At 61.5% G+C, this 24,867-nt stretch carries 20 protein-coding genes; 12 read left to right on the top strand and 8 right to left on the bottom strand.

Going from position 1 to position 24,867, the window contains the following annotated elements:
* The 9 genes from nuoG (at window position 1) to Azoinq_RS12240 (ending at window position 10,475) form a co-directional block, all read left to right on the top strand.
* Window positions 1–2,334, top strand: coding sequence for an NADH-quinone oxidoreductase subunit NuoG (gene nuoG / locus Azoinq_RS12200; protein ID WP_216128695.1), 2,334 nt, complete (start codon window positions 1–3; stop codon window positions 2,332–2,334).
* A complete protein-coding gene (gene nuoH / locus Azoinq_RS12205) occupies window positions 2,334–3,371 on the top strand; it encodes an NADH-quinone oxidoreductase subunit NuoH (RefSeq protein ID WP_216128693.1) in 1,038 nt (345 codons plus the stop codon). Before nuoG ends, nuoH begins: the two co-directional genes overlap by 1 nt.
* Window positions 3,372–3,384: 13 nt before the next feature.
* On the top strand, window positions 3,385–3,873 hold the full coding sequence (gene nuoI / locus Azoinq_RS12210; protein WP_216128691.1) for an NADH-quinone oxidoreductase subunit NuoI: 489 nt from the start codon (window positions 3,385–3,387) through the stop codon (window positions 3,871–3,873).
* 11 nt (window positions 3,874–3,884) lie between these two features.
* Entirely contained in the window at window positions 3,885–4,481 is a 597-nt protein-coding gene (locus Azoinq_RS12215; RefSeq protein ID WP_216128689.1) for an NADH-quinone oxidoreductase subunit J, read from the top strand.
* A gap of 44 nt (window positions 4,482–4,525) precedes the next feature.
* The gene (nuoK, locus tag Azoinq_RS12220; RefSeq protein ID WP_216128687.1) at window positions 4,526–4,831 is read left to right on the top strand and encodes an NADH-quinone oxidoreductase subunit NuoK; all 306 of its coding nucleotides are present in this window, start codon (window positions 4,526–4,528) and stop codon (window positions 4,829–4,831) included.
* A 6-nt stretch (window positions 4,832–4,837) separates the two neighbouring features.
* Window positions 4,838–6,844, top strand: a complete 2,007-nt coding sequence (nuoL, locus tag Azoinq_RS12225) for an NADH-quinone oxidoreductase subunit L (protein WP_216128685.1) — start codon at window positions 4,838–4,840, stop codon at window positions 6,842–6,844.
* Between the two features lie 23 nt (window positions 6,845–6,867).
* Window positions 6,868–8,349 carry an NADH-quinone oxidoreductase subunit M gene (locus tag Azoinq_RS12230; RefSeq protein ID WP_216128683.1) on the top strand — a complete coding sequence of 494 codons (1,482 nt, stop codon included), beginning with the start codon at window positions 6,868–6,870 and terminating at the stop codon, window positions 8,347–8,349.
* A 15-nt stretch (window positions 8,350–8,364) separates the two neighbouring features.
* Window positions 8,365–9,837 carry an NADH-quinone oxidoreductase subunit NuoN gene (nuoN, locus tag Azoinq_RS12235; protein WP_216132452.1) on the top strand — a complete coding sequence of 491 codons (1,473 nt, stop codon included), beginning with the start codon at window positions 8,365–8,367 and terminating at the stop codon, window positions 9,835–9,837.
* 74 nt (window positions 9,838–9,911) lie between these two features.
* Window positions 9,912–10,475 carry an NUDIX domain-containing protein gene (locus tag Azoinq_RS12240; protein WP_216132448.1) on the top strand — a complete coding sequence of 188 codons (564 nt, stop codon included), beginning with the start codon at window positions 9,912–9,914 and terminating at the stop codon, window positions 10,473–10,475.
* Window positions 10,476–10,493: 18 nt separating this feature from the next.
* Here the strand turns inward: Azoinq_RS12240 and Azoinq_RS12245 are convergent, their stop codons facing one another.
* Window positions 10,494–11,690: a GGDEF domain-containing protein gene (locus Azoinq_RS12245; RefSeq protein WP_232368481.1), complete on the bottom strand. Its 1,197-nt coding sequence runs from the start codon at window positions 11,688–11,690 to the stop codon at window positions 10,494–10,496.
* 165 nt (window positions 11,691–11,855) lie between these two features.
* Here Azoinq_RS12245 and Azoinq_RS12250 point away from each other — a divergent pair, with 165 nt between their 5' ends.
* The gene (locus Azoinq_RS12250) at window positions 11,856–13,538 is read left to right on the top strand and encodes a tetratricopeptide repeat protein (protein WP_216128681.1); all 1,683 of its coding nucleotides are present in this window, start codon (window positions 11,856–11,858) and stop codon (window positions 13,536–13,538) included.
* Here the strand turns inward: Azoinq_RS12250 and Azoinq_RS12255 are convergent.
* From Azoinq_RS12255 to Azoinq_RS12270, 4 genes are all read right to left on the bottom strand, one after another.
* Window positions 13,508–13,912: a YchJ family protein gene (locus tag Azoinq_RS12255; RefSeq protein WP_216128679.1), complete on the bottom strand. Its 405-nt coding sequence runs from the start codon at window positions 13,910–13,912 to the stop codon at window positions 13,508–13,510. The two genes, Azoinq_RS12250 and Azoinq_RS12255, sit on opposite strands and share 31 nt — an antisense overlap.
* Entirely contained in the window at window positions 13,909–14,364 is a 456-nt protein-coding gene (locus Azoinq_RS12260; protein ID WP_216128677.1) for a putative toxin-antitoxin system toxin component, PIN family, read from the bottom strand. Before Azoinq_RS12260 ends, Azoinq_RS12255 begins: the two co-directional genes overlap by 4 nt.
* 165 nt (window positions 14,365–14,529) lie before the next feature.
* The gene (locus Azoinq_RS12265) at window positions 14,530–15,396 is read right to left on the bottom strand and encodes a UDP-2,3-diacylglucosamine diphosphatase (protein WP_216128675.1); all 867 of its coding nucleotides are present in this window, start codon (window positions 15,394–15,396) and stop codon (window positions 14,530–14,532) included.
* Between the two features lie 166 nt (window positions 15,397–15,562).
* Entirely contained in the window at window positions 15,563–16,687 is a 1,125-nt protein-coding gene (locus Azoinq_RS12270) for an NAD(P)/FAD-dependent oxidoreductase (protein ID WP_216128673.1), read from the bottom strand.
* A 157-nt stretch (window positions 16,688–16,844) separates the two neighbouring features.
* On the opposite strand from Azoinq_RS12270, the gene Azoinq_RS12275 reads away from it, so the two are divergent.
* Both Azoinq_RS12275 and Azoinq_RS12280 read left to right on the top strand, forming a co-directional pair.
* Complete coding sequence (locus tag Azoinq_RS12275) at window positions 16,845–18,629, top strand: GspE/PulE family protein (RefSeq protein WP_216128671.1); 1,785 nt, start codon at window positions 16,845–16,847, stop codon at window positions 18,627–18,629.
* A gap of 236 nt (window positions 18,630–18,865) precedes the next feature.
* Window positions 18,866–19,645, top strand: a complete 780-nt coding sequence (locus tag Azoinq_RS12280) for an oxygen-binding di-iron domain-containing protein (RefSeq protein WP_216128669.1) — start codon at window positions 18,866–18,868, stop codon at window positions 19,643–19,645.
* 116 nt (window positions 19,646–19,761) lie between these two features.
* Here the strand turns inward: Azoinq_RS12280 and Azoinq_RS12285 are convergent, their stop codons facing one another.
* From Azoinq_RS12285 to Azoinq_RS12295, 3 genes are read right to left on the bottom strand one after another with little or no spacing between them, the layout of a single operon-like run.
* Window positions 19,762–20,928, bottom strand: coding sequence for a vWA domain-containing protein (locus Azoinq_RS12285; RefSeq protein WP_216128667.1), 1,167 nt, complete (start codon window positions 20,926–20,928; stop codon window positions 19,762–19,764).
* The gene (locus tag Azoinq_RS12290) at window positions 20,918–23,779 is read right to left on the bottom strand and encodes a PAS domain S-box protein (protein WP_216128665.1); all 2,862 of its coding nucleotides are present in this window, start codon (window positions 23,777–23,779) and stop codon (window positions 20,918–20,920) included. Before Azoinq_RS12290 ends, Azoinq_RS12285 begins: the two co-directional genes overlap by 11 nt.
* A 2-nt stretch (window positions 23,780–23,781) precedes the next feature.
* Window positions 23,782–24,645 carry an AAA family ATPase gene (locus Azoinq_RS12295; protein ID WP_216132442.1) on the bottom strand — a complete coding sequence of 288 codons (864 nt, stop codon included), beginning with the start codon at window positions 24,643–24,645 and terminating at the stop codon, window positions 23,782–23,784.
* Between the last annotated feature and the right edge of the window lie 222 nt (window positions 24,646–24,867).

Raw genomic sequence — 24,867 nt, forward strand, 5'->3', positions numbered from 1 at the left:
ATGCTCGAAATCGAAATTGACGGAAAAAAGGCCCAGGTCCAGGACGGTAGTACCGTGATGGAAGCCGCCCACCAAGTGGGCGTGTATATCCCGCACTTTTGCTACCACAAGAAACTGTCCATCGCGGCCAACTGCCGGATGTGCCTGGTCCAGGTGGAAAAGGCTCCCAAGCCCCTGCCAGCTTGCGCCACCCCGGTGACCAATGGGATGAAGGTTTTCACCCATTCCGAATTGGCGGTGAAAGCCCAGAAGGGGGTGATGGAGTTTTTGCTCATCAATCACCCCCTGGATTGCCCGATTTGCGACCAAGGTGGTGAATGCCAGTTGCAGGATTTGGCGGTGGGCTATGGCAAGGGCGAGAGCCGTTACCAAGAAGAAAAGCACGTGGTTTTCCACAAAAATGTGGGGCCCCTCATTTCCATGGAGGAAATGAGCCGCTGCATCCATTGCACCCGCTGTGTCCGTTTCGGCCAGGAAATTGCTGGCATCATGGAATTGGGCATGGCCAATCGGAATTACCATTCCGAAATCACCACCTTCATGGGGCGGACCGTGGATTCCGAGTTGTCCGGGAACGCCATTGACCTGTGCCCGGTGGGCGCCCTGACCTCCAAGCCGTTCCGCTATTCCGCCCGGACTTGGGAAATGCAACGGCGTCGGTCCGTGAGCCCCCACGATGCCCTGGGTGCCAATCTGACGGTTCAGGTTAAAAACAACAAAGTCATGCGGGTTCTCCCCTTCGAGAACGAAGAGGTGAACGAGTGCTGGATTTCCGATAAGGATCGTTTCTCTTACACCGCTCTGAATAGCGCCGAACGCCTGACTAAGCCCATGGTGAAGCAGGGCGGCCAGTGGCAGGAAGTGGAATGGAACGTGGCCATCGATTACGTGGCCCACGGTCTCAAGGACATCGCCAAAAATGCCGGGGCGGATGCCCTGGGTTTCCTGGTTTCTCCCCACGCCACCCTGGAAGAAATGGCCCTGGTGCGTAAGTTGGCCGAAGGCTTGGGAACCAGCAATTACGATTTCCGCCTGCGTCAGCAGGATTTTGGTGCTGACCAGCTGCGGGCCGGTACGCCCTGGCTCGGTATGCGCTTGGCCCAGGTGAATGACCTGGATAGCGCCCTGGTGGTGGGCAGCTTCCTGCGCAAGGACGCTCCCCTGTTTGCCCAACGCCTGCGGCAAGGGGCGAAGAAAGGCTGCGCGGTCAGTCTGCTGGATGTATCCGCCGACGATCAGCTGCTTCCGGTGGCCAATCGTCAGACCGTAGCTCCCACTGACCTGGCCGCTGCTCTGGCCAAAGTGCTCAAGGCGGCTTTGCAGACCAAGGGTGAAGCTGTTCCGGAAGCTCTCCTGTCCGTAGAAGTGGATGCCTTCGCCACCCAGGTGGCTGCGTCCCTGAGTCAAGGTGAAAAGGCCGCCGTATTCCTGGGGAGCGCTGCCCTGCAAGGCACCCAGGCGACCCAACTCCATTCCCTGGCCCAGCAGCTGGCGGAAGTTTGCGGTGCAACCCTGGGCTTTATCGGCGAGGCTGCTAACTCCGTCGGGGGATACCTGGCTGGTTTGGGGAGTAAGGAGGCCAACGCCCAGTCTCTGCTGACCTCCAGCCGCCAGGCTTATCTCCTCCTGGGTGCGGAGCCCGAATATGATTTCGCCAATCCGGCCAAAACTCTGGAAGCCTTGAAGGGCGCCCAGATGGTGGTCATGGCCTCTGCATTCAAGCATGGCCCGGCGTTGGATTACGCCGATGTGCTGCTGCCTATTGCCCCCTTTACGGAAACCTCCGGCACCTTCGTCAATATGGAAGGCCGGGTGCAAAGCTTCCACGGCGTGGTTTCCCCCCTGGAAGAAGCCCGCCCGGCGTGGAAAGTGTTGCGGGTGCTGGGTAATGTGCTCTCCCTGCCCGGGTTCGATTATGAATCCTCCGAAGGGATTCGGGACGAAGTCCTGGGACAAGGCACCGAATTTGCCTCTGGCCTGGATAACAGCCTGAAGACTTCGGTTGCCCTGAATTTGACCAGCGGAAGCACCGGGTTGCAGCGTATTGCCGATGTTCCCATTCATTTTGCCGATCCTCTTGCGCGGCGGTCCCAGCCCTTGGTTCAGACCAAGGACGGGGCGGCGCCTAAGGCCCGGATTCATCCCGCCACGGCCGCCGGTCTGGGCTTGCAGGATGGAGACCAGGCTAAGGTCAAACAAGGGGCTGGCGAAGCGGTACTTACCGTGGCGTTGGATGAAGCTATCCCCGCCGGATGTGTCCGAGTTTCTGCCGCCCACGCCTCCACGGCGTCCTTGGGCGACATGTACGGCCCGGTTGTCATGGAGCGTGCGTAATGGAAGCTATTGAGTCGTTTTTCGGGCCGACCTGGCCGGCCGTTTGGGCCCTGATCAAGATCGTGGCCATTGTGGCCCCCTTGATGCTGTGTGTGGCTTATCTGACTTACTTCGAGCGTAAGGTCATTGCCTACATGCACGTCCGCCTCGGCCCCAATCGGGTCGGGCCCCTGGGCTTGCTCCAGCCTATCGCCGATGCCCTGAAGCTTTTGATGAAGGAAATCGTCCTGCCTACGGGAGCGGATAAGCCGGTTTATCTGCTGGCGCCCATGCTGGCTATTGCGCCGGCCCTGGCTGCCTGGGCGGTTATCCCTTTCACCGATCATCTGGTGCTCGCCAATATCGACGCCAGCCTGTTGTACATCATGGCCATCTCTTCCCTGGGGGTGTACGGCATCATCCTGGCGGGCTGGGCCTCCAACTCCAAATACGCCTTCCTCGGCGCCATGCGTTCTGCTGCCCAGATGGTTTCCTACGAAATCGCCATGGGCTTCGCCTTGGTGACCGTGCTCATGGTGTCCAACAGTCTTAACCTGGTGGAAATCGTTCAGGGGCAGGGCAAGGGGCTGTTCGCGGCCAACGGGGTTTCCATTCTGTCCTGGAACTGGTTGCCCCTGTTGCCCATGTTTGTGGTCTATCTGGTGTCTGGCGTGGCGGAAACCAACCGGGCTCCGTTTGACGTGGCGGAAGGGGAGTCGGAAATCGTGGCCGGTTTCCACGTGGAATACTCCGGCATGGCCTTCGCCGTCTTCTTCCTGGCTGAATACGCCAACATGATTTTGGTGTCGGCCCTTACCTCCCTGCTGTTCCTGGGGGGGTGGTTGTCCCCGGTGTCCTTTCTGCCGGACGGCTTTTTCTGGTTGGCGGTGAAGATGTCCTTCGTGCTGTTCCTGTTCCTCTGGTTCCGGGCTACTTTCCCCCGTTACCGGTATGACCAGTTGATGCGCCTGGGCTGGAAGGTCTTCATTCCGGTTACCTTGATCTGGTTTATTGTGGTGGGCGTCTGGATGGTTTCGCCGCTCAATATTTGGAAGTGAGGAGTGCTGCCACATGGGCGCGATGAAAGATATATTTAAAAGCCTCTTCCTCAAGGAGCTTTTGCAGGGCATGTCGGTGACCGGCCGTTATTTCTTCGGCCGCAAGATTACCGTGCAATATCCGGAAGAAAAAACTCCCTTGAGTCACCGGTTCCGTGGGCTACACGCCCTGCGCCGGTACCCCAACGGGGAAGAGCGGTGCATTGCCTGTAAGCTGTGCGAGGCTATTTGCCCTGCCATGGCGATCACTATTGAAGCCGCTCCCCGGGAAGACGGTTCCCGGCGTACGACCCGCTACGACATTGACCTGACCAAGTGCATTTTCTGCGGTTTCTGTGAAGAAGCCTGCCCGGTGGATGCCATCGTGGAAACTCGGGTCTTTGAATATCACGGGGAGTCCCGTGGGGATTTGTATTACACCAAGCAAATGCTCCTGGCCAACGGGGATCGATATGAATCCCAGATTGCCGCCGACCGGGAAGCCGATGCCAAATACCGCTAACGGATAGAGCGATGGAATTCAAAACCCTGGTTTTTTACTTTCTCTCGGCGATTCTGCTGTTCGCCGCGTTGCGGGTGATTACTGCCCGTAACCCGGTGCATGCCGCTCTTTATCTGGTGCTGGGCTTTTTCACCGCCGGTGGGGTCTGGGCCTTGTTGCAGGCGGAATTTCTGGCCATCGCCATCATCCTGGTTTACGTGGGGGCGGTGATGGTGCTGTTCCTCTTCGTGGTGATGATGCTGGATATTAATCTGGAGCGCTTGAAGCAGGGCTTCTGGAGCTACCTCCCCCTGGGGGCCAGTATCGGGGTGCTGATGGCCATCGAGATGGGCCTCATTGTCGGGGGCCAGTATTTCCGGGTGTTTGATGTGGCCGGGAACGAAGCGGTGGGTTCCAACACCAAAGCCCTGGGTCGCCTCATTTATACCGATTACGCCTATCCCGTCGAACTGGCTTCCGCCATTCTCTTGCTGGCCTTGGTGGCGGCTATTGCCCTGACTTACCGGGGTGCCAAGAAGACCAAGTACACGGATCCGTCCCGGCAGGTATTTGTCAATGCCAAGGATCGGATACGCATCGTGAAGATGGAAGCGGAAAAGCAGGACTGAAACTTTCACAGTGCTTTAGCAAAAAATCGCTATTAGGAAGGCAAATGCTAACTCTGTCGCATTTCTTGGTGCTCGGCGCCTTATTGTTCGCCATCAGCGTGGTGGGGATATTCCTCAATCGGAAAAATCTCATCGTGCTGCTCATGGCCATTGAGTTGATGCTCCTCGCGGTCAACATGAACTTCGTTGCTTTCTCCCATTACCTGGGGGATTTGGCCGGGCAGGTGTTTGTCTTCTTTATTCTCACGGTCGCGGCAGCTGAATCGGCTATTGGTCTTGCCATTCTGGTGGTCCTGTTCCGTAACTTGCGCACCATCCACGTGGATGATCTGGATAGCCTTAAAGGTTGAGCACCCATGGACATGAAAAGCCTTTATCTTCTGGTTCCCCTGGCACCCCTGTTCGGTGCCCTGGTGGCCGGTCTGTTCTGCCGCATTTTGCCTCGCTGGATCGCCCACACGGTGGCGGTGCTTGGGGTCGCGGTGGCCTTTGGTGCCTCTGTCCTGATTTTTCAGGATGTGCTGGCTGGCCATGTGTTCAACGGTGCGGTCTATCAATGGCTGGCTGTCGGGGAATATAAATTTGAGGTGGGTTTCCTGATCGATACCCTGACCGCTACCATGATGCTGGTGGTCACCTCCGTTTCCCTGATGGTGCATATTTATACCATCGGCTACATGAAGGAAGACCCGGGCTATAACCGGTTCTTCAGCTACATCTCCTTGTTCACCTTCAGCATGCTGATGCTGGTGATGAGCAACAACTTCATGCAGCTGTTCTTTGGCTGGGAAGCGGTGGGTCTGGTTTCCTACCTGCTGATCGGTTTCTGGTTTACCCGTCCCACGGCCATCTTCGCCAACCTGAAGGCGTTCCTGGCCAACCGGGTGGGGGACTTCGGCTTCCTGCTGGGTATCGGCCTGATTATGGCCTACACCGGCAGCCTGGATTATCAGACTGTCTTCGCCAAGGCCCCGTCCCTGGTGGGGATCAATCTGCCTATTTCCGCCCACTGGCAGGTGGATCTGCTGAGTATTTCCTGCATCCTGCTGTTTGTAGGGGCCATGGGTAAATCTGCCCAGGTGCCGTTGCATGTGTGGCTGCCCGATTCCATGGAAGGCCCGACCCCGATCTCCGCCCTGATCCACGCGGCCACCATGGTGACCGCCGGGATTTTCATGGTGGCTCGGATGTCCCCCCTGTTTGAACTATCCGATACGGCCTTGTCCTTCGTTTTGGTGATCGGTGCTACCACGGCGCTGTTCATGGGCTTCCTGGGCATGATCCAGCACGACATCAAACGGGTCATTGCCTATTCCACCCTGTCCCAACTGGGTTACATGACTGTGGCCCTGGGGGTGTCCGCCTATCCGGTGGCTGTGTTCCATCTGATGACCCACGCGTTCTTCAAAGCTCTGCTGTTCTTGGGCGCTGGCTCCGTGATTATTGGTATGCACCATGACCAGGACATGCGCCATATGGGTGGGCTGCGCAAGTACATGCCTATCACCTGGATTACCACCCTGATCGGCTCCCTGGCCTTGATCGGTACCCCCTTCTTCTCCGGTTTCTATTCCAAGGATTCCATTATTGAGGCGGTGGCCCTGTCCCATCTCCCCGGTGCGGGTTACGCCTACTTCGCCGTGGTGGCCGGGGTTTTTGTGACCGCCTTCTATTCCTTCCGCCTCTATTTCCTGGTCTTCCACGGGGAAGAACGGTTCGGCAAGGCGGCTGAGCACGGTCACCATGACCATGAAGAAGAGCACCATGGCCTGCAGCCCGGGCAAAAGCCCCATGAATCTCCCTTGGTGGTGACCCTGCCCCTGATCGCCTTGGCCATTCCGTCCGTGGTGATCGGTTACTTCGCCATTGAGCCCATGCTCACCGGCGAATTCTTTAAGAACGTGATTTTCATCAACAGCACCGCTCACCCGGTAATGGAAGAGTTGGGTAAGGACTTCCACGGCGCTGCCGCCATGGGCTCTCAGGCCTTTACTTCCCTGCCGTTCATCCTGGCTCTGGCCGGGGTCGTGATCGCTTGGTTCTTCTACATGAAGCGTCCGGATATTCCGGCCACCATTCAAAAGCGTTTGGGCCTGATCAACACGGTGCTGGAAAACAAGTACTACTTCGACAAGTTCAACGAAGTGGTGGTGGGCGGTGGTGCCCGTCTGCTGGGCAAAACCCTGTGGAAGGTGGGGGATGTGACCATTATCGACGGCTTCTTCGTCAATGGTGCCGCCCGGGTGGTGGGCTGGGTGGCTTCGGTCATCCGCTTCTTCCAATCCGGGTACATCTACCATTACGCCTTCACCATGATCATTGGCGTGTTTGTGTTGCTGACCCTTTGGTTCAACCGCGTATAAGCTAGAAAAAGACTGGGAACGATATGTCTGGTAACTTGCTATCCCTTGCAATTTGGCTTCCTATCCTGGCCGGGGTGGTGGTCCTTGCCACCGGGTCGGATCGGAATGCGCCCCTGGCCCGCGTGTTGGCCCTGGTCGGAGCTGTCATCGGTTTTCTGGTGACCATTCCCCTCTATACCGGCTTTGACGTCAAGGCCAGTGGTATGCAGTTCGTGGAATTGTTGCCCTGGATTCCCCGCTTCAACATCAACTACCACCTGGGGGTGGATGGCATTTCCGTGCTGTTCCTGCTCCTCAACAGCTTCATTACCATTCTGGTGGTGTTGGCCGGCTGGCGGGTGATTCAACAGCGGGTGGCCCAGTACAATGCGGCCTTCCTCATCATGTCCGGCCTACTGAACGGCATTTTTGCCTCCCTGGACGGCATGCTGTTCTACGTCTTCTTTGAAGCTTCCCTCATCCCTCTCTACCTGATCATCGGTATGTGGGGCGGTCCCAACCGGGTTTACGCGGCCCTTAAGTTCTTCCTTTACACCCTGGCCGGTTCCCTGCTGTTCCTGCTGGCCCAGCTGTACCTGTTTTTCCAATCCGGGGGCTCTTTCTCCATCCAGGATTGGCAAAACCTGCCTCTGCCCATGACCGCCCAGATCTGGCTGTTCCTGGCTTTCCTGATCGCTTTTGCGGTGAAGGTGCCCATGTGGCCGGTCCATACCTGGCTGCCGGATGCCCACGTGGAAGCGCCTACCGGCGGTTCCGTGGTGCTGGCCGCCATTGCCCTGAAGCTGGGTGCCTACGGCTTCCTCCGCTTCTCCCTGCCCATTGCTCCTGATGCAGCCCATTCCCTGTCCGGCCTGATGATCGCCCTGTCCCTCATTGCCGTGATCTACATTGGCTTCGTTGCCCTGATTCAGGCCGATATGAAGAAGCTGGTGGCCTATTCCTCCATTTCCCACATGGGCTTCGTTACCCTGGGCTTTTTCCTCTTCTCCTCCCTGGGGATGGAAGGGGCCCTGGTACAGATGATTTCCCACGGCTTTGTGTCTGGCGCCATGTTCCTTTGCATCGGGGTGCTTTATGACCGCATGCACACCCGGCAGATCGCCGATTACGGTGGCGTGGTGAATACCATGCCTAAGTACGCTGCCTTCGCCATGTTGTTTGCCATGGCCAACTGCGGCCTGCCCGCCACCTCCGGCTTTGTGGGGGAATTCATGGTGATCCTGGGCTCCGTCAAGTACAACTTCTGGATTGGTCTGGCCGCCGGTACCACCCTGGTGCTGGGCGCTTCCTACACCCTGTGGATGTACAAGCGGGTTATTTTCGGCGCCGTGGCTAACAAGCACGTGGCGGAGCTGACCGATATCAACGGGCGAGAATTTTTCATCCTCAGTCTTCTGGCGCTGTGTGTATTGGCCATGGGGCTTTATCCTCTGCCCATTACCGAAGTGATGCATGTGTCGGTAAACGACCTCCTGCAGCACGTTGCCCAAAGCAAACTCCAATAATTGGTAGCCGACATGCTGAACTTTGTCTTGCCTGATTTTTATCCCGCCGCTCCCGAGATTTTCTTGCTGGTGATGGCGAGCGTGATTTTGCTCGTCGATCTCTTCGTCAAGGGGAGTAAGCGCACTCTGACCTTCCTCCTGACCCAGGCGGCCTTGGTGGGATGTATGGTGCTGACCTTCACCCATAGCGGGGTGGAGCCCACCTACACTTTCAGCAATATGTTTGTCAGCGATTTGCTCGGTGACCTGCTGAAGTTGATGCTCTACATCACCGTCTTCGTGGTTCTGGCCTATTCCTGGCGCTACGTTTCCGAGCGTCCGGAAATGGCCAAGGGCGAGTTCTACGTGCTGACCCTGTTTGCCACTCTGGGCATGATGGTGATGATTTCCGCCAACAATTTACTGACCATTTACCTGGGTCTGGAAATGTTGTCCCTGGCCGTTTATGCCATGGTGGCGATTAACCGTACCTCGGTGCAGGCCACGGAAGCGGCTATGAAGTATTTTGTTCTGGGCGCCCTGGCTTCCGGTTTGCTGCTCTACGGTATGTCCATGATCTACGGTGCCACCGGCACCCTGGAAATCACCAAGATCGCCGAGGCCATCAGTTCCGGTGCCGTAAATCAGGTGGTTCTGGTCTTCGGGTTGGTCTTCCTGGTGTCCGGCCTAGGTTTCAAGCTGGGCGTGGTGCCCTTCCACATGTGGATTCCTGACGTCTATCACGGTGCGCCCACCCCCGTAGCCATGTTCCTGGGCTCTGCGCCCAAGTTGGCAGCCTTTGCCATGGCTATCCGTCTGCTGGTGAATGGGCTGTTCCTCATGGCCCATGATTGGCAGCAAATGCTGATCATCATGTCCGTGCTGTCCATGGCCATCGGTAATCTGGCGGCCATTGCCCAGACCAATATCAAGCGCATGCTGGGCTATTCCGCCATTTCCCATATGGGCTTCATGTTGCTGGGGCTGGTGGCCGGTGTGGTGGGAGGGGATCCCCGCTATGCCCTGAACGCCTATAGTTCCGCCATGTTCTATGTGGTGACCTACGTGGTGATGAGCCTGGGCGCTTTCGGCGTCATCCTGCTCCTCTCCCGGGAAGGTTTTGAAGCGGACAACCTGGACGATTTCAAGGGCCTTAACAAGCGCAGCCCCTGGTTTGCCGCCGTGATGATGATGGTCATGTTCTCCATGGCCGGCGTGCCTTTCTTTGTGGGCTTCTTCGCCAAGTTCTCCGTTTTCCAAGCCATTATCGCCGCTGGCTATTACTGGATCGCCATCGCCGGCATCCTGTTCTCCCTCATTGGTGCTTTCTACTACCTGCGGGTGGTGAAGATCATGTACTTTGAGGCACCCACGGATGAAACGCCCCTGGCCGCTTCCCTTGGGGTCAAGGCGCTGCTTTCCGTCAATGGCTTGGCGGTGGCGGTCCTGGGGGCCTTTCCCCAGGTGCTAATGTCCCTCTGCGCTTATTCTTTACTGCGCTCTGTCTGAGGCTTACGCTCAAGCATCTCCACGCCCCGGCAATCCCGGGGCGTTTTTGTTTCCGTCCCTTGAAAAGGTAAGTGATGAAAGAATTTTCGGATCAGGAATTGGCCGAGCCCACCTTGAGTGAGGAGCAAATCTGGCGGGGGCGGTTGCTGGATGTGCGACGGGACCGGGTAGCCCTGCCGGACGGCAGGGAGGCGGTGCGGGAATATGTGGTCCATCCGGGGGCGGTGGTGATCATTGCCTGCCTGGAGGATGGCTCCCTGCTGTTTGAGCGCCAGTTCCGTTACCCACTGCATCGGGTCTTTCTGGAGCTCCCCGCCGGCAAGATTGATCCGGGGGAGGACATTCTCGCCACGGCCCGTCGGGAATTGCTTGAGGAAACGGGCTATGAGGCGGCCAGTTGGCGCCATCTGGGGGTCATGCATCCTTGCATCGGTTATTCCAACGAGCGCATTGAGATTTTTCTCGCCCAGGGACTACAGGAGCGGGGTCCGGCTCAGTTGGACGAAGGGGAGTATTTGACCTTGACCCGTCTTTCTTTGGAGGAAGCGGTGGCCCGGGTATTGGCTGGGGAAATTACGGACGCCAAGACCATTACGGCCTTGTTTTGGGCGGAGAAAGCACTGGCCGGGCAGGTTTAGGAAAGCCGGCGCGAAACTTTAGCCAGGAAGCCCCTGGCTGTTGGTGACCACCCGATCCCGGCCATTGTTTTTGGCCAGATACATGCGGGCGTCTGCCAGCTCCACCAGGGATTTCCAGTCCTGAACCCGGTCCTGGATACGCTCCGAGACGCCAATGCTGGCCGTGACTGGGCGGCCATCCGGTTTGGGCCCCAGACCACTCTGGCGCAGCCGTTGCAGGGCGGAAGTGGCCTGGCCCATGTCCGTATTGGGCATGATCAGCATGAACTCTTCCCCGCCCCAGCGGGCCAGGACATCGCCCCGCCGCAGGGTGTTGCTGATGGCCGTGGTGGTGGAGAGGAGCACCTCGTCCCCCGCTTCATGGCCAAAGGTGTCATTTACCGCCTTGAAGTTGTCCAGGTCGATAAAGGCCACCGTCAAAGGGGTGTTGGTGCGGGTGGAAATGACGTATTGGAGTTCCAGCACTTCCTCCCCGCTGCGTCGGGAAAAAATCCCGGTGAGAGGGTCCCGCACCGCCTGGCGCACCAGGGCGATCATGAAGGCCAGCTGGCTCAGGCCGGAAAGGGCGGAGACCCCGGCGATCAGGGTCAGGAGCCAGAAAGTGCCCGTGAAGGCAGGCCAGTCCTGGCTGGCCCGGGTGAGCAATCCCGCCAGTCCCTGGGCAATAAGCATGGGGGTAGCGAACATAATGCTTTCCACCAGGGTCAGGGGAAAGACAGAAAGTCCCGCCAGCAGCACAAAGGGCAGGAAGGCATACCCGGCTCCAATGGCTGCCTGGAGACCGGATAGGTGATAGGTCTGAAGCAGCTGATGGGAGGCGATATAGAACACCGTGGGAATGGCGAAGAGCAGGGCCATGGCCCGGTAGGCGTTGGGCAGGCTGCCCGTGGGGCGGTAATACAGGAGCAGATAGCTGAAGGCGGCGCAGGCTGCTAGCCGCATGCCCGCCAGATGGAGCCAGAGGGGAAAGGGGAAAAAGAGGTAATCCACCACGCTCCACAGGGGAGTGAGCACGGCGAAAAGAAAAGCCACCAGGCGCACCCGGTTCACGATCATGGTAGCCCGGCGACGAGTCAGCAGGGCCAGATGAAAGTGGGGAGACAAAAGCCAGGCCAGTTCCGCCTTATTCAATTCCCCCGGCATGAGCCCCGTCAGGCGATGCCAGACGATAAGGGCGAGCCGGGAGTCACTGGAAGAAGTGTCCTTGTATTCCACGATCGACTAAAGGCTTTCGGGCAGGCGTTGGTCTTGTGAAAAGGGGGCAGCGGGTCGCGTCCGCTACAAAAAAACGTTGTTGTAAAAGCATTTAACAGCGACATCCGAGAGAATACCCGAATTTGGTCCCAGGCAGGTTACGATAGCAAGCTTTTCGGGGGAGGTATGGGGCGCCAGCTGGCATCTTTGCAGGGATTGTCCGAGGCCATGGGGGAAATGGTGCAGAGCATCACGGCTCGCCGCCAGAGCCAGCCGGAAAAGGCGCTGGCGCACCTGGATCGGGCTCTGGCCCATACCCCCTTGTTCCTGCCAGCCTACATGGCCAAGGCGGAGCTGCTGCAAAGCCAGCACCGTTATGACCTGGCCCTAGCCGCCCTGAACCGTTATCTCCAGTATGTGCCGGATGAACCCCAGGCCCGGGAGCGGCGCCAGTCCCTGATCCGGGAAGGGGAAGCCTACTGGGGGGCGCAGATAGGGGCCCATGGAGAGGTGGGGGCGGCCTGGTTGTCCCGGGGGCGTTTCCGGCTGGAATTGGGGGATTATGAAGGGGCCCAGGCAGACCTGGAGCGAAGCCTGGCTTTGTCCCCGGACCAAGGGGAGGCATGGCTGGCCCTTGGCCAGGTTCTGGAAGCTCGGGGAGGGCTCCAGGCCGCCCTGGAAGCCTTGGCCCAGGCCGCCCGCCGGAATCCGGACCAGGCCTTGGCCTATCTCCATCAGAGCCGGGTACTCCGGGCCCTGAGGCGCCATCCGGAAGCCCAAGCCGCCGGGGAGCGGGGTACCGCCCTGGCCCCGGATATGGCGGCCGGATGGGCGGAATTGGCCCTGGCTTGCCTTTCCCGGGGAGATTTTCCCCGGGGCTGGGAACTCTGGGAATGGCGCTGGAAGACGGATCAGCTGCGGGGCTACCAGTTTTCCTCCCAGCCCCTGTGGCTAGGGGGGAGCCCCCTGAAGGGCAAGGTGCTGCTGCTCTGGGCGGAGCAGGGGCTGGGGGACAGCCTGCAGTTCTGCCGCTATGGGGCCGCCCTGGCGCCTTTCGCCGAGCAAATTTATCTGGCCGTCCCTTCGGGACTGGTTTCCCTGTTGGCCGCCCAGGGGTGGGGCCTTCAGGTTCTGGATATGGACGGCGCATTGCCGGATCACGATTACCAGTGTCCCTTGATGAGCCTGCCCCTGACCTGGTACCTGCTTACCGGGGAGGCCCGACCGCTGGCCTTCCCTAGCCCCTATCTTCGTGCTCCCATGGACCTGGGGGCGCGGACTTTCCCGAGCTCGAGCCAAAGCCAAAGCCAAAGCCAAAGCCAAAGCCCGTCCGGTTTGGCGGTGGAGGTCTGGTCGGCCGCCTTACCCCGTATCGGCCTGGTCTGGGCGGGGCGGCAGGTGGGGCTGGCCAATCCTTTCCGGGACATGCCCCTGTCTGCTCTGGCCCCCCTGCTGGATTTCCCGGCCCAGTGGTTTTCTCTGCAACCGTCCTTGCCCGAGGCAGACCAGAACAGTCTTTTGCTGGCCCGTTTTTGCAACGGACGCCCCCATTTCGCCGATTTTTCCCAGACTGCCGCCCTGGTGGATTCCCTGGATTTGGTCATTGCGGCCGATACGGCGGTCGCCCATCTGGCGGGAGCCCTGGGTAAGCCCTGTTGGCTCCTGCTGCGCAGTTCCGGGGAATGGCGCTGGGAAGTGGCGGCGGACCATTCCCCCTGGTATCCCAGTCTGCGCCTGTTTCGTCAAAGCCAGCTGGGGCAATGGGGGCCGGTGGTGGCCCAGGTGCTTACCGCCCTGAAAGAACGTTATCCGGCGGGGGCGCCCCAGGATCGGGGGGCTCAGTCTTCCCGGATATCCCCGTCCACGTAATACCAACGCTCCCCTATTTTGCGGAAGCGGCTGATTTCCTCCAGCCGGTGGGCTCGGCCGTTGAGTTTGTAGCGGGCCCGGTAGTGCACCTTGCCGGTTTCCCCTTCTCCGTCCCGACCTTGCTCCCGGGCCAGAATCTCCAGCCCTATCCATTGGGGGATGGGGGGGACGGCCAGATCCAGGCTGGCGGGGCGGGTATCCGGGGCCCAGGTGGCCAGTAGATAGTCCTCCAGCCCCCGGGCGTAGGCGCTGTAGCGGGAACGCATTAGGGCTTCCGGCGTGGGGGCTGGCTGGCCCCCGTGCCAGGGAGCACAGCACTCTTCATAGGTGTGGCCGGAACCACAGGGACAGACTTGGGGTTTCCGGGCTTTCATGACCCTTCCCCTTTAACCAGTTGGGCCACGGCCTGGAGGGGGGAGAGGATGAGAAATTGGGCGGGGGCCAGCTTACGCCGGGCCAGACGCAGCACTTCCTTATCCTTGCTGATCAGCCATTGGGCCCCGCCGACCGCGGCCAGCTCGAGAAATTTCTGATCGTCCCGGTCGCGGCAGCGGGGCAGGGGGGGAATGTCCGTCACTTCCACCAGGGTTACCCGTTGCCGGTAGGCCTGAAAAATGGCCGCCTGGGCCGGTGGATCGAGGCGAAACTGGGGATAGCCCAGGACCCGGGCCAATTCGTCCAGGGTGGCCGGGCTGGACAGGCAGCGCACTCCAGTGTCTTGCAGGGCGGCGGCCAGGGGGGCTAGGGCAGATTCCCGGAAGTGGTAGATATCCAGGACGATATTGGTATCCAGCACCCAGCTGGCCTGATTGGTGGGAGACGGCATGGGGGAGGGGAGCAAAACCCCCATTTTACCCGTTGGGGACGTGAAGCCCAGGAAACCCCTGTCCGGATGCCCAGGCGCTTGGGCTTCCCTGGCTGTTTTCTTGAGCTTTTCCGGTGCGGGATTTCCTTCTCCGGGCCCCAGGAAGGGGGACCGGGATGGCCGGATTTATTTGGAGTGGGGCTCCAGGGGGGAAATCATCTCCCGGCTTAAGGCCTGGGTCAGGCCTTCCAGCTCCCTTTCCGGGGAGGACGTTGAACTGGGCGCCTCCGCCACTTCGGCGGCGCTGGCGGTAACGGGGGCATTGCCCCAGGTGATGAGTTCCAGCCGCCCGTCCAGGTGTTCCACGATGCCGGTGCAGGAATCCACCCAGTCTCCGCAGTTGATGTAGAGCACCTCCTCCACTTGGCGCAGGGCGGCCCAGTGGATGTGGCCGCAGACCACCCCATCCAGCTGGCGCTCCTTGACGGCCCGCACCACCGAATCTTCGAAATTGAAGATGAAATTGATGGCGGTCTTTACCTTGCGCTTGGCGTAACCGGCCAGGGACCAGTAGCCGGTGAGGCCCAGGCGGCGGCGGAACCAGGACAGGCTGGTATTGATGCGCACCAGCAGGTTGTAAGCCATGTCCCCCAGCACCGCCACCCAGCGGTGGTAGCGGGTGACCTGATCGAATTCATCCCCGTGGACCAGCAGCAGGCGTTTGCCGTCGGCGGTGACGTGGATGTGTTCGTTTTGCACCCGGATGCCGCCGAAATCCAGGCCGTCGTGGGCCCGCAGGGCCTCATCGTGATTACCGGGAATAAGCATGACCTGACCGCCGTGGCGGGCCCGGCGGAGGATTTTCTGGACCACGGTGTTCTGGGCGGGGGTCCAGTAAATGCCCCGGCTCATGGACCAGAAATCCACGATGTCGCCGATCAGGTAAAGATGTTCGGAAGGATGTTCCCGCAGGAAATCCAGTAGCCGGTCCGCCTGGCAGGCCCGGGTGCCCAGGTGGACGTCAGAAATGAAGATGGCGCGTACTTGAACCATGATTGGGCGCCAAGCTTAGGCCCCCTGTGTGACGGCCGTATGAAGGGGCCCAGGGAATCCCGGGGGCGGATTTTTCCTCAGAAAGCGGGAAAAGTCGCCGGGGCCGGGCTGGTGCGGCGTCCTTGGCGCCAGGTTAAAGGGGGGGACTGCCGGGCGCCGCCGTCCCCTATACCCCCAGGGTCTGGCACACCGCTTCCCCCAGGGCCAGGGAGGCGGTAAGGCCTGGGGATTCAATACCGAAGAGATTTACCAGCCCGGGGACCCCGTGGTGGGCCGGGCCCTGGAGCTGAAAGTCGGCCCAGGCCCCGGGGGCGGCGATTTTGGGGCGAACGCCGCTGTAGGCCGGTTGCAGGGCTCCCTCCGCCAGCCCCGGCCAGTATTTGCGCACCTCTCCGTAAAAGGACTGGGCCCGCTCGGGAGCCACCCCGTAATCCAGATGCCCGGGATCGGCGCCGGGTAGCCATTCCACATCCGGCCCGAAACGGGCCTGGCCCCCCAGGTCCAGGGTCAGATGAACCCCCAGGCCCCCGGGCTCGGGCAGGGGATAGATAAGGTGGGAAAAGGGGGGGCGGCCACTCAGGCTGTAATAATTGCCCTTGGCGTAATGGGGGGCGGGCAGGGGGCCGGGAAAGCCTCGCCAGGCCCGGGCCACCTGGGTGGCCTGGAGTCCGGCGGCATTAATAACCAGCTCCCCGGCCAGGGCCATGGTTGCCCCCTCGCTGCCTTCCTCCCCCACCTGGAGGGCCAGCCGCTTGCCGTCCCAGTCTCCCCCCAGCACTGGGCTGTGGCAGACCAGGGTGGCGCCCCCCGCTTCCCCTTCCCCCAGTAGGGCCAGCATCAAACCATGGCTATCCACAATGCCCGTGCTGGGGCAGAGGAGGGCCGCCGTGCAGTGCAGGGCGGGCTCCAAGGCCTGGGCCTCCGGGCCGGAGAGGCGCTCCAGATCGGTGACCCCGTTGGCCAGCCCCTGGGCGTGGAGCTGTTCCAGGCGCCGCTCGCCCTCCCGGTCCGTGGCCACGATGAGCTTGCCGCAACGCCGGTGTCCGATCCCGTGGCTGGCGCAAAAATCGTAAAGCAGCTCCCGACCCTGGACGCAGAGCTGGGCCTTGAGGGAACCAGGGGGATAGTAGATGCCGCAGTGGATCACCTCGCTGTTTCGGGCGCTGGTCTCCTGGCCAAAGGCGCCGTGCTGTTCCAGGATGAGGGGGGGGATGCCCCGCCTGGCCAGGGCCCGGGCGCAGGCCAGGCCGACAACGCCGGCACCGATGACGATGGCGGGAACGGTTTCCATGGGGAGTCCGGGGGAAAGGGAAGGCCTCATTTTAACGCCACCCTGCTTCCCGGCTGGCCTGGGGACGGCCGGGAAAAGACCCTGGCGCGTTGAGGCCCCCCGGGGGGCGCGGTATAGTGCGGCATTCCCATGCTGCCCGAATGGCTTAAAGACGACCATGCCCGAAGTCCTGATGGATCACCGCCTGACCTTGACCGAAGTGCTGAAATTGCTGGTGGCGGACCATTGGGTGTCCAGTTCGGAGGCCAAGGCTCTGTCGGCGGAGCGCAAGCTCTATCGGGGAGATGCCCATCCCCTGGTGGTGATCGGGGAGCAGCAGTGGAAAAGCCTCCAGCCCCCCCATGCGGTGCTGACCACGGAGGTGCTCACCGAGTGGCTGGCGGACAAGGCGGATCTGGAATATCTGCACATTGATCCCCTGAAAATCGACTTTTCCTCCGTCACCGATGTGATGTCCAGCGCCTACGCCGGGCGCTTCAAGATTCTGCCCGTGGGGGTGACGGCCAGCGAAGTGGTGGTGGCCACCGCCGAACCCTTCATGCGGGAATGGGAAAAGGAAATGCAGCCCATCCTGCGCAAGGATATTCGCCGGGTGGTGGCCAATCCGGTGGATATCGCCCGCTATCTGGTGGAGTTTTACAACCTGGCCCGGTCGGTGAAAAAGGCCAACCGGTCCGGCGGGGAAAAATCCGGCCTGTCTTCCTTTGAGCAACTGGTGGAACTGGGCCGGGGCAACCGCCAGTTCGATGCCAACGACCAGCACATCGTCCATATTGTGGATTGGCTCTGGCAGTACGCCTTCGAGCAACGGGCCTCGGATATCCACCTGGAGCCCCGGCGGGACGTGGGCATTGTGCGCTTCCGCATCGACGGGGTGCTGCATCAGGTGTACCAGATTCCCATGGCGGTGCTCACCGCCATGACCAGCCGCATCAAGCTCCTGGGGCGCATGGACGTGATCGAAAAGCGCCGTCCCCAGGACGGCCGGGTAAAGACCCGGATGCCCGACGGCCAGGAGGTAGAACTGCGCCTTTCTACCCTGCCCACGGCCTTTGGGGAAAAGCTGGTGATGCGGATTTTCGATCCGGAAGTGCTGGTGCGGGATTTTTCCGAACTGGGTTTTTCCGACGAGGACCGGCTGCGTTGGCGCCAGATGACCGGCCACCCCAACGGCATTATCCTAGTCACCGGCCCCACGGGGTCGGGGAAGACCACCACCCTTTATTCCACCCTGAAGGCCCTGGCTACCCCGGAGGTGAATGTCTGCACCATCGAGGACCCCATCGAAATGGTGGAGCCCGCCTTTAACCAGATGCAGGTGCAGCACGCCATTGACCTGGGCTTTGCCGACGGGGTGCGGGCCCTGATGCGCCAGGACCCGGACATCATCATGGTGGGGGAAATCCGGGATCTGGAAACGGCGGACATGGCCATCCAGGCGGCTCTGACGGGCCACCTGGTGCTCTCCACCCTGCACACCAACGATGCCCCTTCCGCCATTACCCGGCTGCTGGACCTGGGCCTGCCCCCCTATCTGATCAACGCCACCCTGCTGGGGGTCATGGCCCAGCGCTTGGTGCGTACCCTTTGCCCCCATTGCAAACAGTCCGTGCCCATGAGCGAAACGGACGTGGCCACCTGGAATGCCCTGGTGTCCCCCTGGAAATCCCGTCGTCCGGCTCACATCCACCAGCCTGTGGGCTGTCTGGAATGCCGCATGACCGGCTACATGGGCCGGGTGGGGCTCTATGAACTGCTGCCCCTGACCCCGGAACTCAAGCATCTGATCCATCCCGATGCGGATGTGGCCAAAATCCGGGATCAGGCTTACCGCCAGGGCATGAAGCCCCTGCGGATTTCCGGGGCCATGAAGGTGGCGGCGGGCATTACCACCCTGGAAGAGGTGGTGAAGGTGGCGCCCCCCGCCGTTCAGCCCGAATAGGGCGGTTAGGCCAAGGGGGCGGCGGGCCGGACTTGGCCGAAAGGGCCGCGTTAGGGGCTCCTGAACCTACCGATCCCGCCTGGTTCCTGCTGTGGCAAAGGGCCGCAAGGGAGGGGAAAGGGCTGTTTTCTTGACCGGGATCAAGAAAGCTCGAGCCTTGACGGGGAAAATAGCGGCCCGTATGCCGAAAGTACTGGTATCGGTCCCCGGTTTCCCCTTTCCCCCGAGAGATTCCCATGGCTGTTGAGCTTTACAACGACGGCAAGCACGTCTGCCTTGCCTTCTACGACCTGATCGACGACGACCAGGACAATGTGGTCCAGTCCAACCAGTTCCTCATTGCGGACAATGGCCACGGCGCCCTGATCGACCCGGGCGGCAATATGACCTATTCCGGGCTGCTCATGGGCATGCAGAAATATTTCTCCTCCCGGGATCTGGACCTGCTCCTGGCCTCCCATGCGGACCCGGACATTATCGCTTCGGTGAATAAGTGGTTCGTGGCCTCCCACTGCAAGGTCATGATTTCCAATCTATGGATTCGTTTCGTCCCCCACTTCACCACGGGCCGGGACATTAGCGGCCGGGTCATCGGCATTCCGGACCGGGGCGCAGAAATTCCCCTGGGCAACTGTAAGCTGCAAGCCCTGCCGGCCCACTTCCTCCACGCCGAAGGTAATTTCCAGTTCTACGATCCGGTCTCCAAGATTCTCTTTTCCGGGGATCTGGGCACCTCCATCGTGACCCAGAAGGAAGCCCTGGAACCGGTGACGGACTTCGACGCCCATCTGCTCAAGATGCAGGGTTTCCATCACCGCTACATCGTTTCCAACAAAATCTGCCGTTACTGGGCGGCCATGGTCCGGCCCCTGGACATTGAAATGATCGTGCCCCAGCACGGCTGCCGTTTTGAAGGCAAGGAAATGGTCAAACGCTTCATCGACTGGGTGGAAGGCCTGGAGTGCGGGGTGGATCTGATGAACCAGTCCGATTATTCTCTGCCCGGCCTGCTCTGATCGGGGCGGGTTTCCCAAAAAGCCGGACCTCAGGTCCGGCTTTTTTATGGGTGTTGGCCGGATGTGGGTGGTAGCCGGGTGTTTTCCCTGGCCAGTTACAGCGTTTCGCCTCCGGCCTATTTCAGGCAGCGGATGGCGGCTTCCAGGCCCGCCGGGCTCAAGGGAAACATGCGTTGCCCCAGCAGCTGCCGGATGAGCCGGTTGGACGGGTGGAAAGACCAGTATTCCGGGGGCTCCGGATTTAGCCAGACGGCCCGTGGATAGGCGTTTAACAGACGCTGGAGCCAGACCTGACCCGCTTCCGGGTTCAGATGTTCCACGCTGCCATGGGGATGGGTGAGTTCGTAGGGGCTCATGGCCCCGTCCCCCACAAAGATGAGCCGGTAATCCGGGCCGTAGGTGTGGATCAGGTCCAGGGTGGCCAGGCCCTGGTCCCGGCGCCGCCGATTGTCCCGCCACAGTCTTTCATAGACGCAGTTGTGGAAGTAGAAATGCTCCAGGTGCTTGAATTCCAGGCGGCAGGCGGAAAACAGGGCGGCGCAGCGGGCCACGTGGGCGTCCATGGAGCCTCCCACATCCAGGCAGAGGAGAACCTTGACCCCATTGCGCCGTACCGGCCGCAGGCGAATATCCAGCAGGCCACCCTGGCGGGCCGTGCCCTTGAGGGTGGCGTCCATATCCAGTTCTTCCGCCGCCCCTTCCCGGGCGAAGCGGCGCAGCCGACGCAGGGCCAGCTGGAGATTCCGGTTATCCAGTTCGACCTGATCGTCCAGATTGCGGAACTCCCGCTTTTCCCAGACCTTCACCGCCTGGCCCTGGCCCCCCGGGCCGCCGATGCGCACCCCTTCTGGATGGTAGCCACCGTGGCCAAAGGGGGAAGTGCCGCCGGTGCCGATCCACTTGGCGCCCCCGGCGTGGCGTGCCTTCTGTTCTGCCAGACGCTGGGCTAGGGTGGCCATGAGCCGTTCCCAGCCTAGTTTTTCCAGGCGTGCCTTGTCCGCCTCCGAGAGGAGGCGTTGCCCCGCCAGCCTCAGCCAGTCTTCCGGCAGTTCCCGTTCCAAGCCCGCCGCCTGGGTGGTGGCTTTGAAATAGCTGGCGAAGGCCTGATCAAAGCGGTCATAGCGGCTTTCGTCCTTTACCAGGCAAAGCCGGGCCAGGTGGTAGAAATCTTCCAGCCCCGGGGGGATGAGCCGGGCTTCCAGGGCCGCCAGCAGGGTCAGGAGTTCGGTGGTGGAGACGGGCAGGCCCTGGCGCCGCAGGTGGAGAAGAAAGTCAGTCAGCATGGGCCGGGTCGGGGGCCCCCATGACCTGGTTGCGGCCCGCTTCCTTGGCCCGGTAGAGGGCGCTGTCCGCCGCTTCCACCAGGCGGTCCGGGGTGGTGCCGTGGTCCGGGTAGCAGGCTACCCCGGCGGAGACCGTGGCCTGCAGCTTGTCCCCTTCAAATTCCACGATCCGTTCGGCAAATTCCTGCCGCCAGGTTTCCGCCCGTTCCAGGGCGTGGGCCATGTCCATCTGGGGCAGGACCAGGAGAAATTCTTCCCCCCCGTAGCGGCAGGGCAAATCCCCGGCCCGGGCATGGTGGCGCAGGAATTCTCCCAACTGGCGCAGCACCTCGTCCCCGGCCCGGTGGCCGAAGCTGTCGTTGAGGTTCTTGAAGTGGTCGATGTCCAGCATCACCAGGGCCAGGGGATAGCCGTCCCGCTCGGCCCGGGCCATTTCCCGCTCCAGGGTTTCGTCCAGGTAGCGGCGGTTGTAGAGGCCCGTCAGGCCGTCCCGGGTGGCCTGATCCTTGAGCTTGTCCTGCAACAGGTTGATTTCCCGCAGCTGGGCTTCCAGACGCCGGTTCATGGCCTGGAGGGCGTCTTCATGGCGCTTCCGGGCGCTGATGTCCCGGGTGACGCCGCAAATGCCCACCCGACGACCATGGGCATCCACGATATTGGTGGCGTGGACCTCGGTCCAGATGGTGCTGCCGTCCCGGCATTTTTGCTCCAGCTCCATGAGCAAATAGGGGGTCTGCTGGCCCGCATCCCGCAGTTTCTGGTGTTCCAGGGTGATCTGGCGTACCTGGGCCATGGCCTGGGGGGGGAGCAAATCTTCCAGGGGATGGCCGATCACCTCGCTGGCGGGGAAGCCCCGCAGCCGCTCATCTGCCCCGTTGATATAGGTGAAGATGAAGTTACTGTCCATTTCCCAGATGATGTCGGCGGAGCGTTCCGCGATAAAGCGGAAGCGGGCCTCGCTTTCCCGCAGGGCCTCGTCCGCCTCCCGGCGCCGGGTAATATCGTTGCAGGCCACGATCATGGCCTCTTCCCCATCAAAGCCGGACAGGGCGGCGGAAATCAGCACCCAGCGCTCTTCCCCCCGGCCGTTGATGAGGCAGGCCTCAAAGTCCGTGACCACACTCCGGCTCTGGACCTGGGCTTTAAGCCAGGCCCGGTCCGCCGGGGTTTTGTAATAGGAAGGGGCGGGGCGGCCGATGCATTTTTCCTGGGACTGGCCCAGGAGCTGGGCGGCTCGCTGGTTGATGTAGAGCATCCGGTCGTTGTCCAGGCGGGTGATGAGGACCGGAAAGGGGGCGCTTTCCACCAGCAGGCGGTAGCGCCGTTCGCTTTCTTCCAACGCCCGCTGGATGCGGCGCCGGTCCGTTACGTCCTCCGCCAGGGAAATGGCAAAAGCCCCTTCCGGGGCGTCGGCCCCCCGCACCACCGCATTGCTCCAGTGGCACTGGATAATGCGGCCGTCCTTGGTGAGGTTGGTATTCACTTGGTAGAGGGGCACCGGGCTGTCGAACAGGGTGGCGGCGATGCCCAGCACCGTGGCCCGGGCTTCGGGGGCGACGATCAGGGAAAGGAAGTCCTGGCCCAGTACGTCTTCCCGGCGCCAGCCGAAGACCTCTTCCGCCCGGTGGTTCCATTCCAGCACCCGCATTTCCTTATCCCAGGCGAAAGCCGCCAGGGGCAGGGTTTGAAAGGCCACCCGGAAGCGGGCTTCGCTGGCCTGGAGATGCTTTTCCGTTTCCCGCAGGGCCCCCATTTGGCGCCCCATCTGCCGTTGCAGGCGGCGCAGATAAAGGGCGGCGAAGAATCCCCCCAGGGCCAGAAGGGCGGTGAGGAGAAAGAGCACCTCATGCCAGGGGGTAAGGCGGGGCGCCTCCGGCGGCTGATAGACGAAATCGGGCCAGGCCGTGGGCCCGGGGGCCAGCAGGCCCAGGGACTGGTAGGTGGCGACGATTTTCTGCCAGCGCTCTGGGAGCATGGTGCCCACGGCGATGATGTCCGGTTCCACCAGGGCCCGGGTGTGTTCCGCCTCGTAGCGCAGGTGGTCGTAGCTGTGGCGGGGAGAATAGTTGGCCTGAATGATGCGGATGGCTTCTTCCGGGTGCTCCAGGGCGTAATTCCAGCCTTGCAGGCTGGCCTGGCGGAAGGCTTCCACCTGACGGGGGTGGCGGTCCAGCTCCTGGCGGGAGGTGAACAGGGTATCCCCGTAGAAATCCACTCCCCCTTCCCGGGGGGTGAAGGCGAAATAGGGAATGCGGGCTTTTTCCAGATCGTAGGTTTCGTCGGTGACGTAGCCCGACAGGGCGTCCACCTTGCCCCGGATCAGGTCATCCGGAGTGAAGTCCCGCTCCACCGTATAGACCTTGGATAAATCCACCCCCTGGCGGCGCAGATAGGCCAGCAGCTCGGTTTCCCAGGGCTGGAGCCCCAGACGGCGGCCTTCCAGGTCTTTGGGGATGCGGATATCCCCCCCAGCCCGGACCAGGAGTACCAGGGGGGAGTGCTGGAAAATGGTGGCCAGGGCCACTACGGGCCTCCCCTGACCCCGGGCCAGGGCCAGTTCCGAATCGCTGATACCGAATTGGGCCCGGCCGGAGCAGACCTCCGTAATGGGGTTCTGGCCGGGGACAATTTCCTTGATATTCACCGCCAGCCCGGCTTCCCGGTAGTAGCCCTTGACCTGGGCCACGTAATAACCGGCGAACTGGAACTGGTGGCGCCACTTGAGTTGCAGGGTGATGGGGGTGAGCTGGGCCCAGGCCGCCAGGGGCAGGAGCAGGCAGCCCAGGGCCAGCCAGGCCCGGGGGCGGCGCCGGAGGGGGCGATGGGTTGGTGGCCGGGACGTGGGGCCCATGCCTAGGGCTCCCGCCGGTTAAAGGGAAGCCGGCCCAGGCAGAGATGGACATCCTGCTCGTTTTTCAGGAGGGCGCCGTGGAGGGGAGGCAGGGGGGCCGTGCCGCTCTCCGGGTGGAGGGCGGCGGGGGGGACTCCTTCCGCCAGGAGCAGTTTGAGCCAATCCAGGAGTTCGGAGGTGGACGGCTTTTTCTTCAGGCCCGGAATGTCCCGGAGCTGGAAAAATACCTTCAGGGCTTCCTTTAACAGGGCCTGGTGCAGATCGGGGAAATGGACTTGGACAATGGCCGCCAGGGTTTCCCGGTCGGGAAAACGGATGTAATGGAAGAAACAGCGGCGCAGGAAGGCGTCCGGCAATTCCTTTTCATTGTTGGAGGTAATGAACACCAGGGGCCGTTGCCGGGCCCGGACGGTCTGGCGGGTCTCGTAAACGTGAAATTCCATCCGATCCAGCTCCTGGAGCAGGTCGTTGGGGAATTCGATGTCCGCCTTGTCGATTTCGTCGATGAGCACCACCGCCCGAGTGTCGCAGTCAAAGGCCTGCCAGAGCACCCCTTTGACCAGGTAATGGGCGATGTCCTGGACCCGGGGATCGCCCAATTGGGAATCCCGCAGCCGGGAGACCGCGTCGTATTCGTAGAGCCCCTGTTGGGCCTTGGTGGTGGATTTGATGTGCCAGGTGTAGAGGGGCAGGTTCAGGGCCCGGGCTACCTCCTCCGCCAGCCGGGTTTTGCCCGTTCCCGGCTCCCCCTTGATGAGCAGGGGCCGCTCCAGAGTCAGGGCGGCGTTCACCGCCAGCATCAGCTCCGGCGGCGCCACATAGTCGGGGGAGCCTTGAAAACGTAGGGGGGTGGGGGTGGCGGTCATGGTTAATGGTGGCAACGGCAGCATGGCAGTATCCGGGAGCGCCGGAAGATTGGCAATGCGGCGGGCCGGGAGCCGGGGCGCTCCGGGAGGCGGGGGGAAGTCCGGGCATGGGCTTTGCTCCCCCGCTTGGATGTGTCCGGAATGTCCGCAATCCAACAGGGGTGCCCTTTGGGTTTTTCCATGGCAACCCGGATTTTAGACAAGAGATGGGGCCTTCCCCAT

It is taken from the genome of Azospira inquinata, from assembly GCF_018905915.1.
In the GTDB taxonomy this organism is placed as follows: Bacteria; Pseudomonadota; Gammaproteobacteria; order Burkholderiales; family Rhodocyclaceae; genus Azospira; species Azospira inquinata.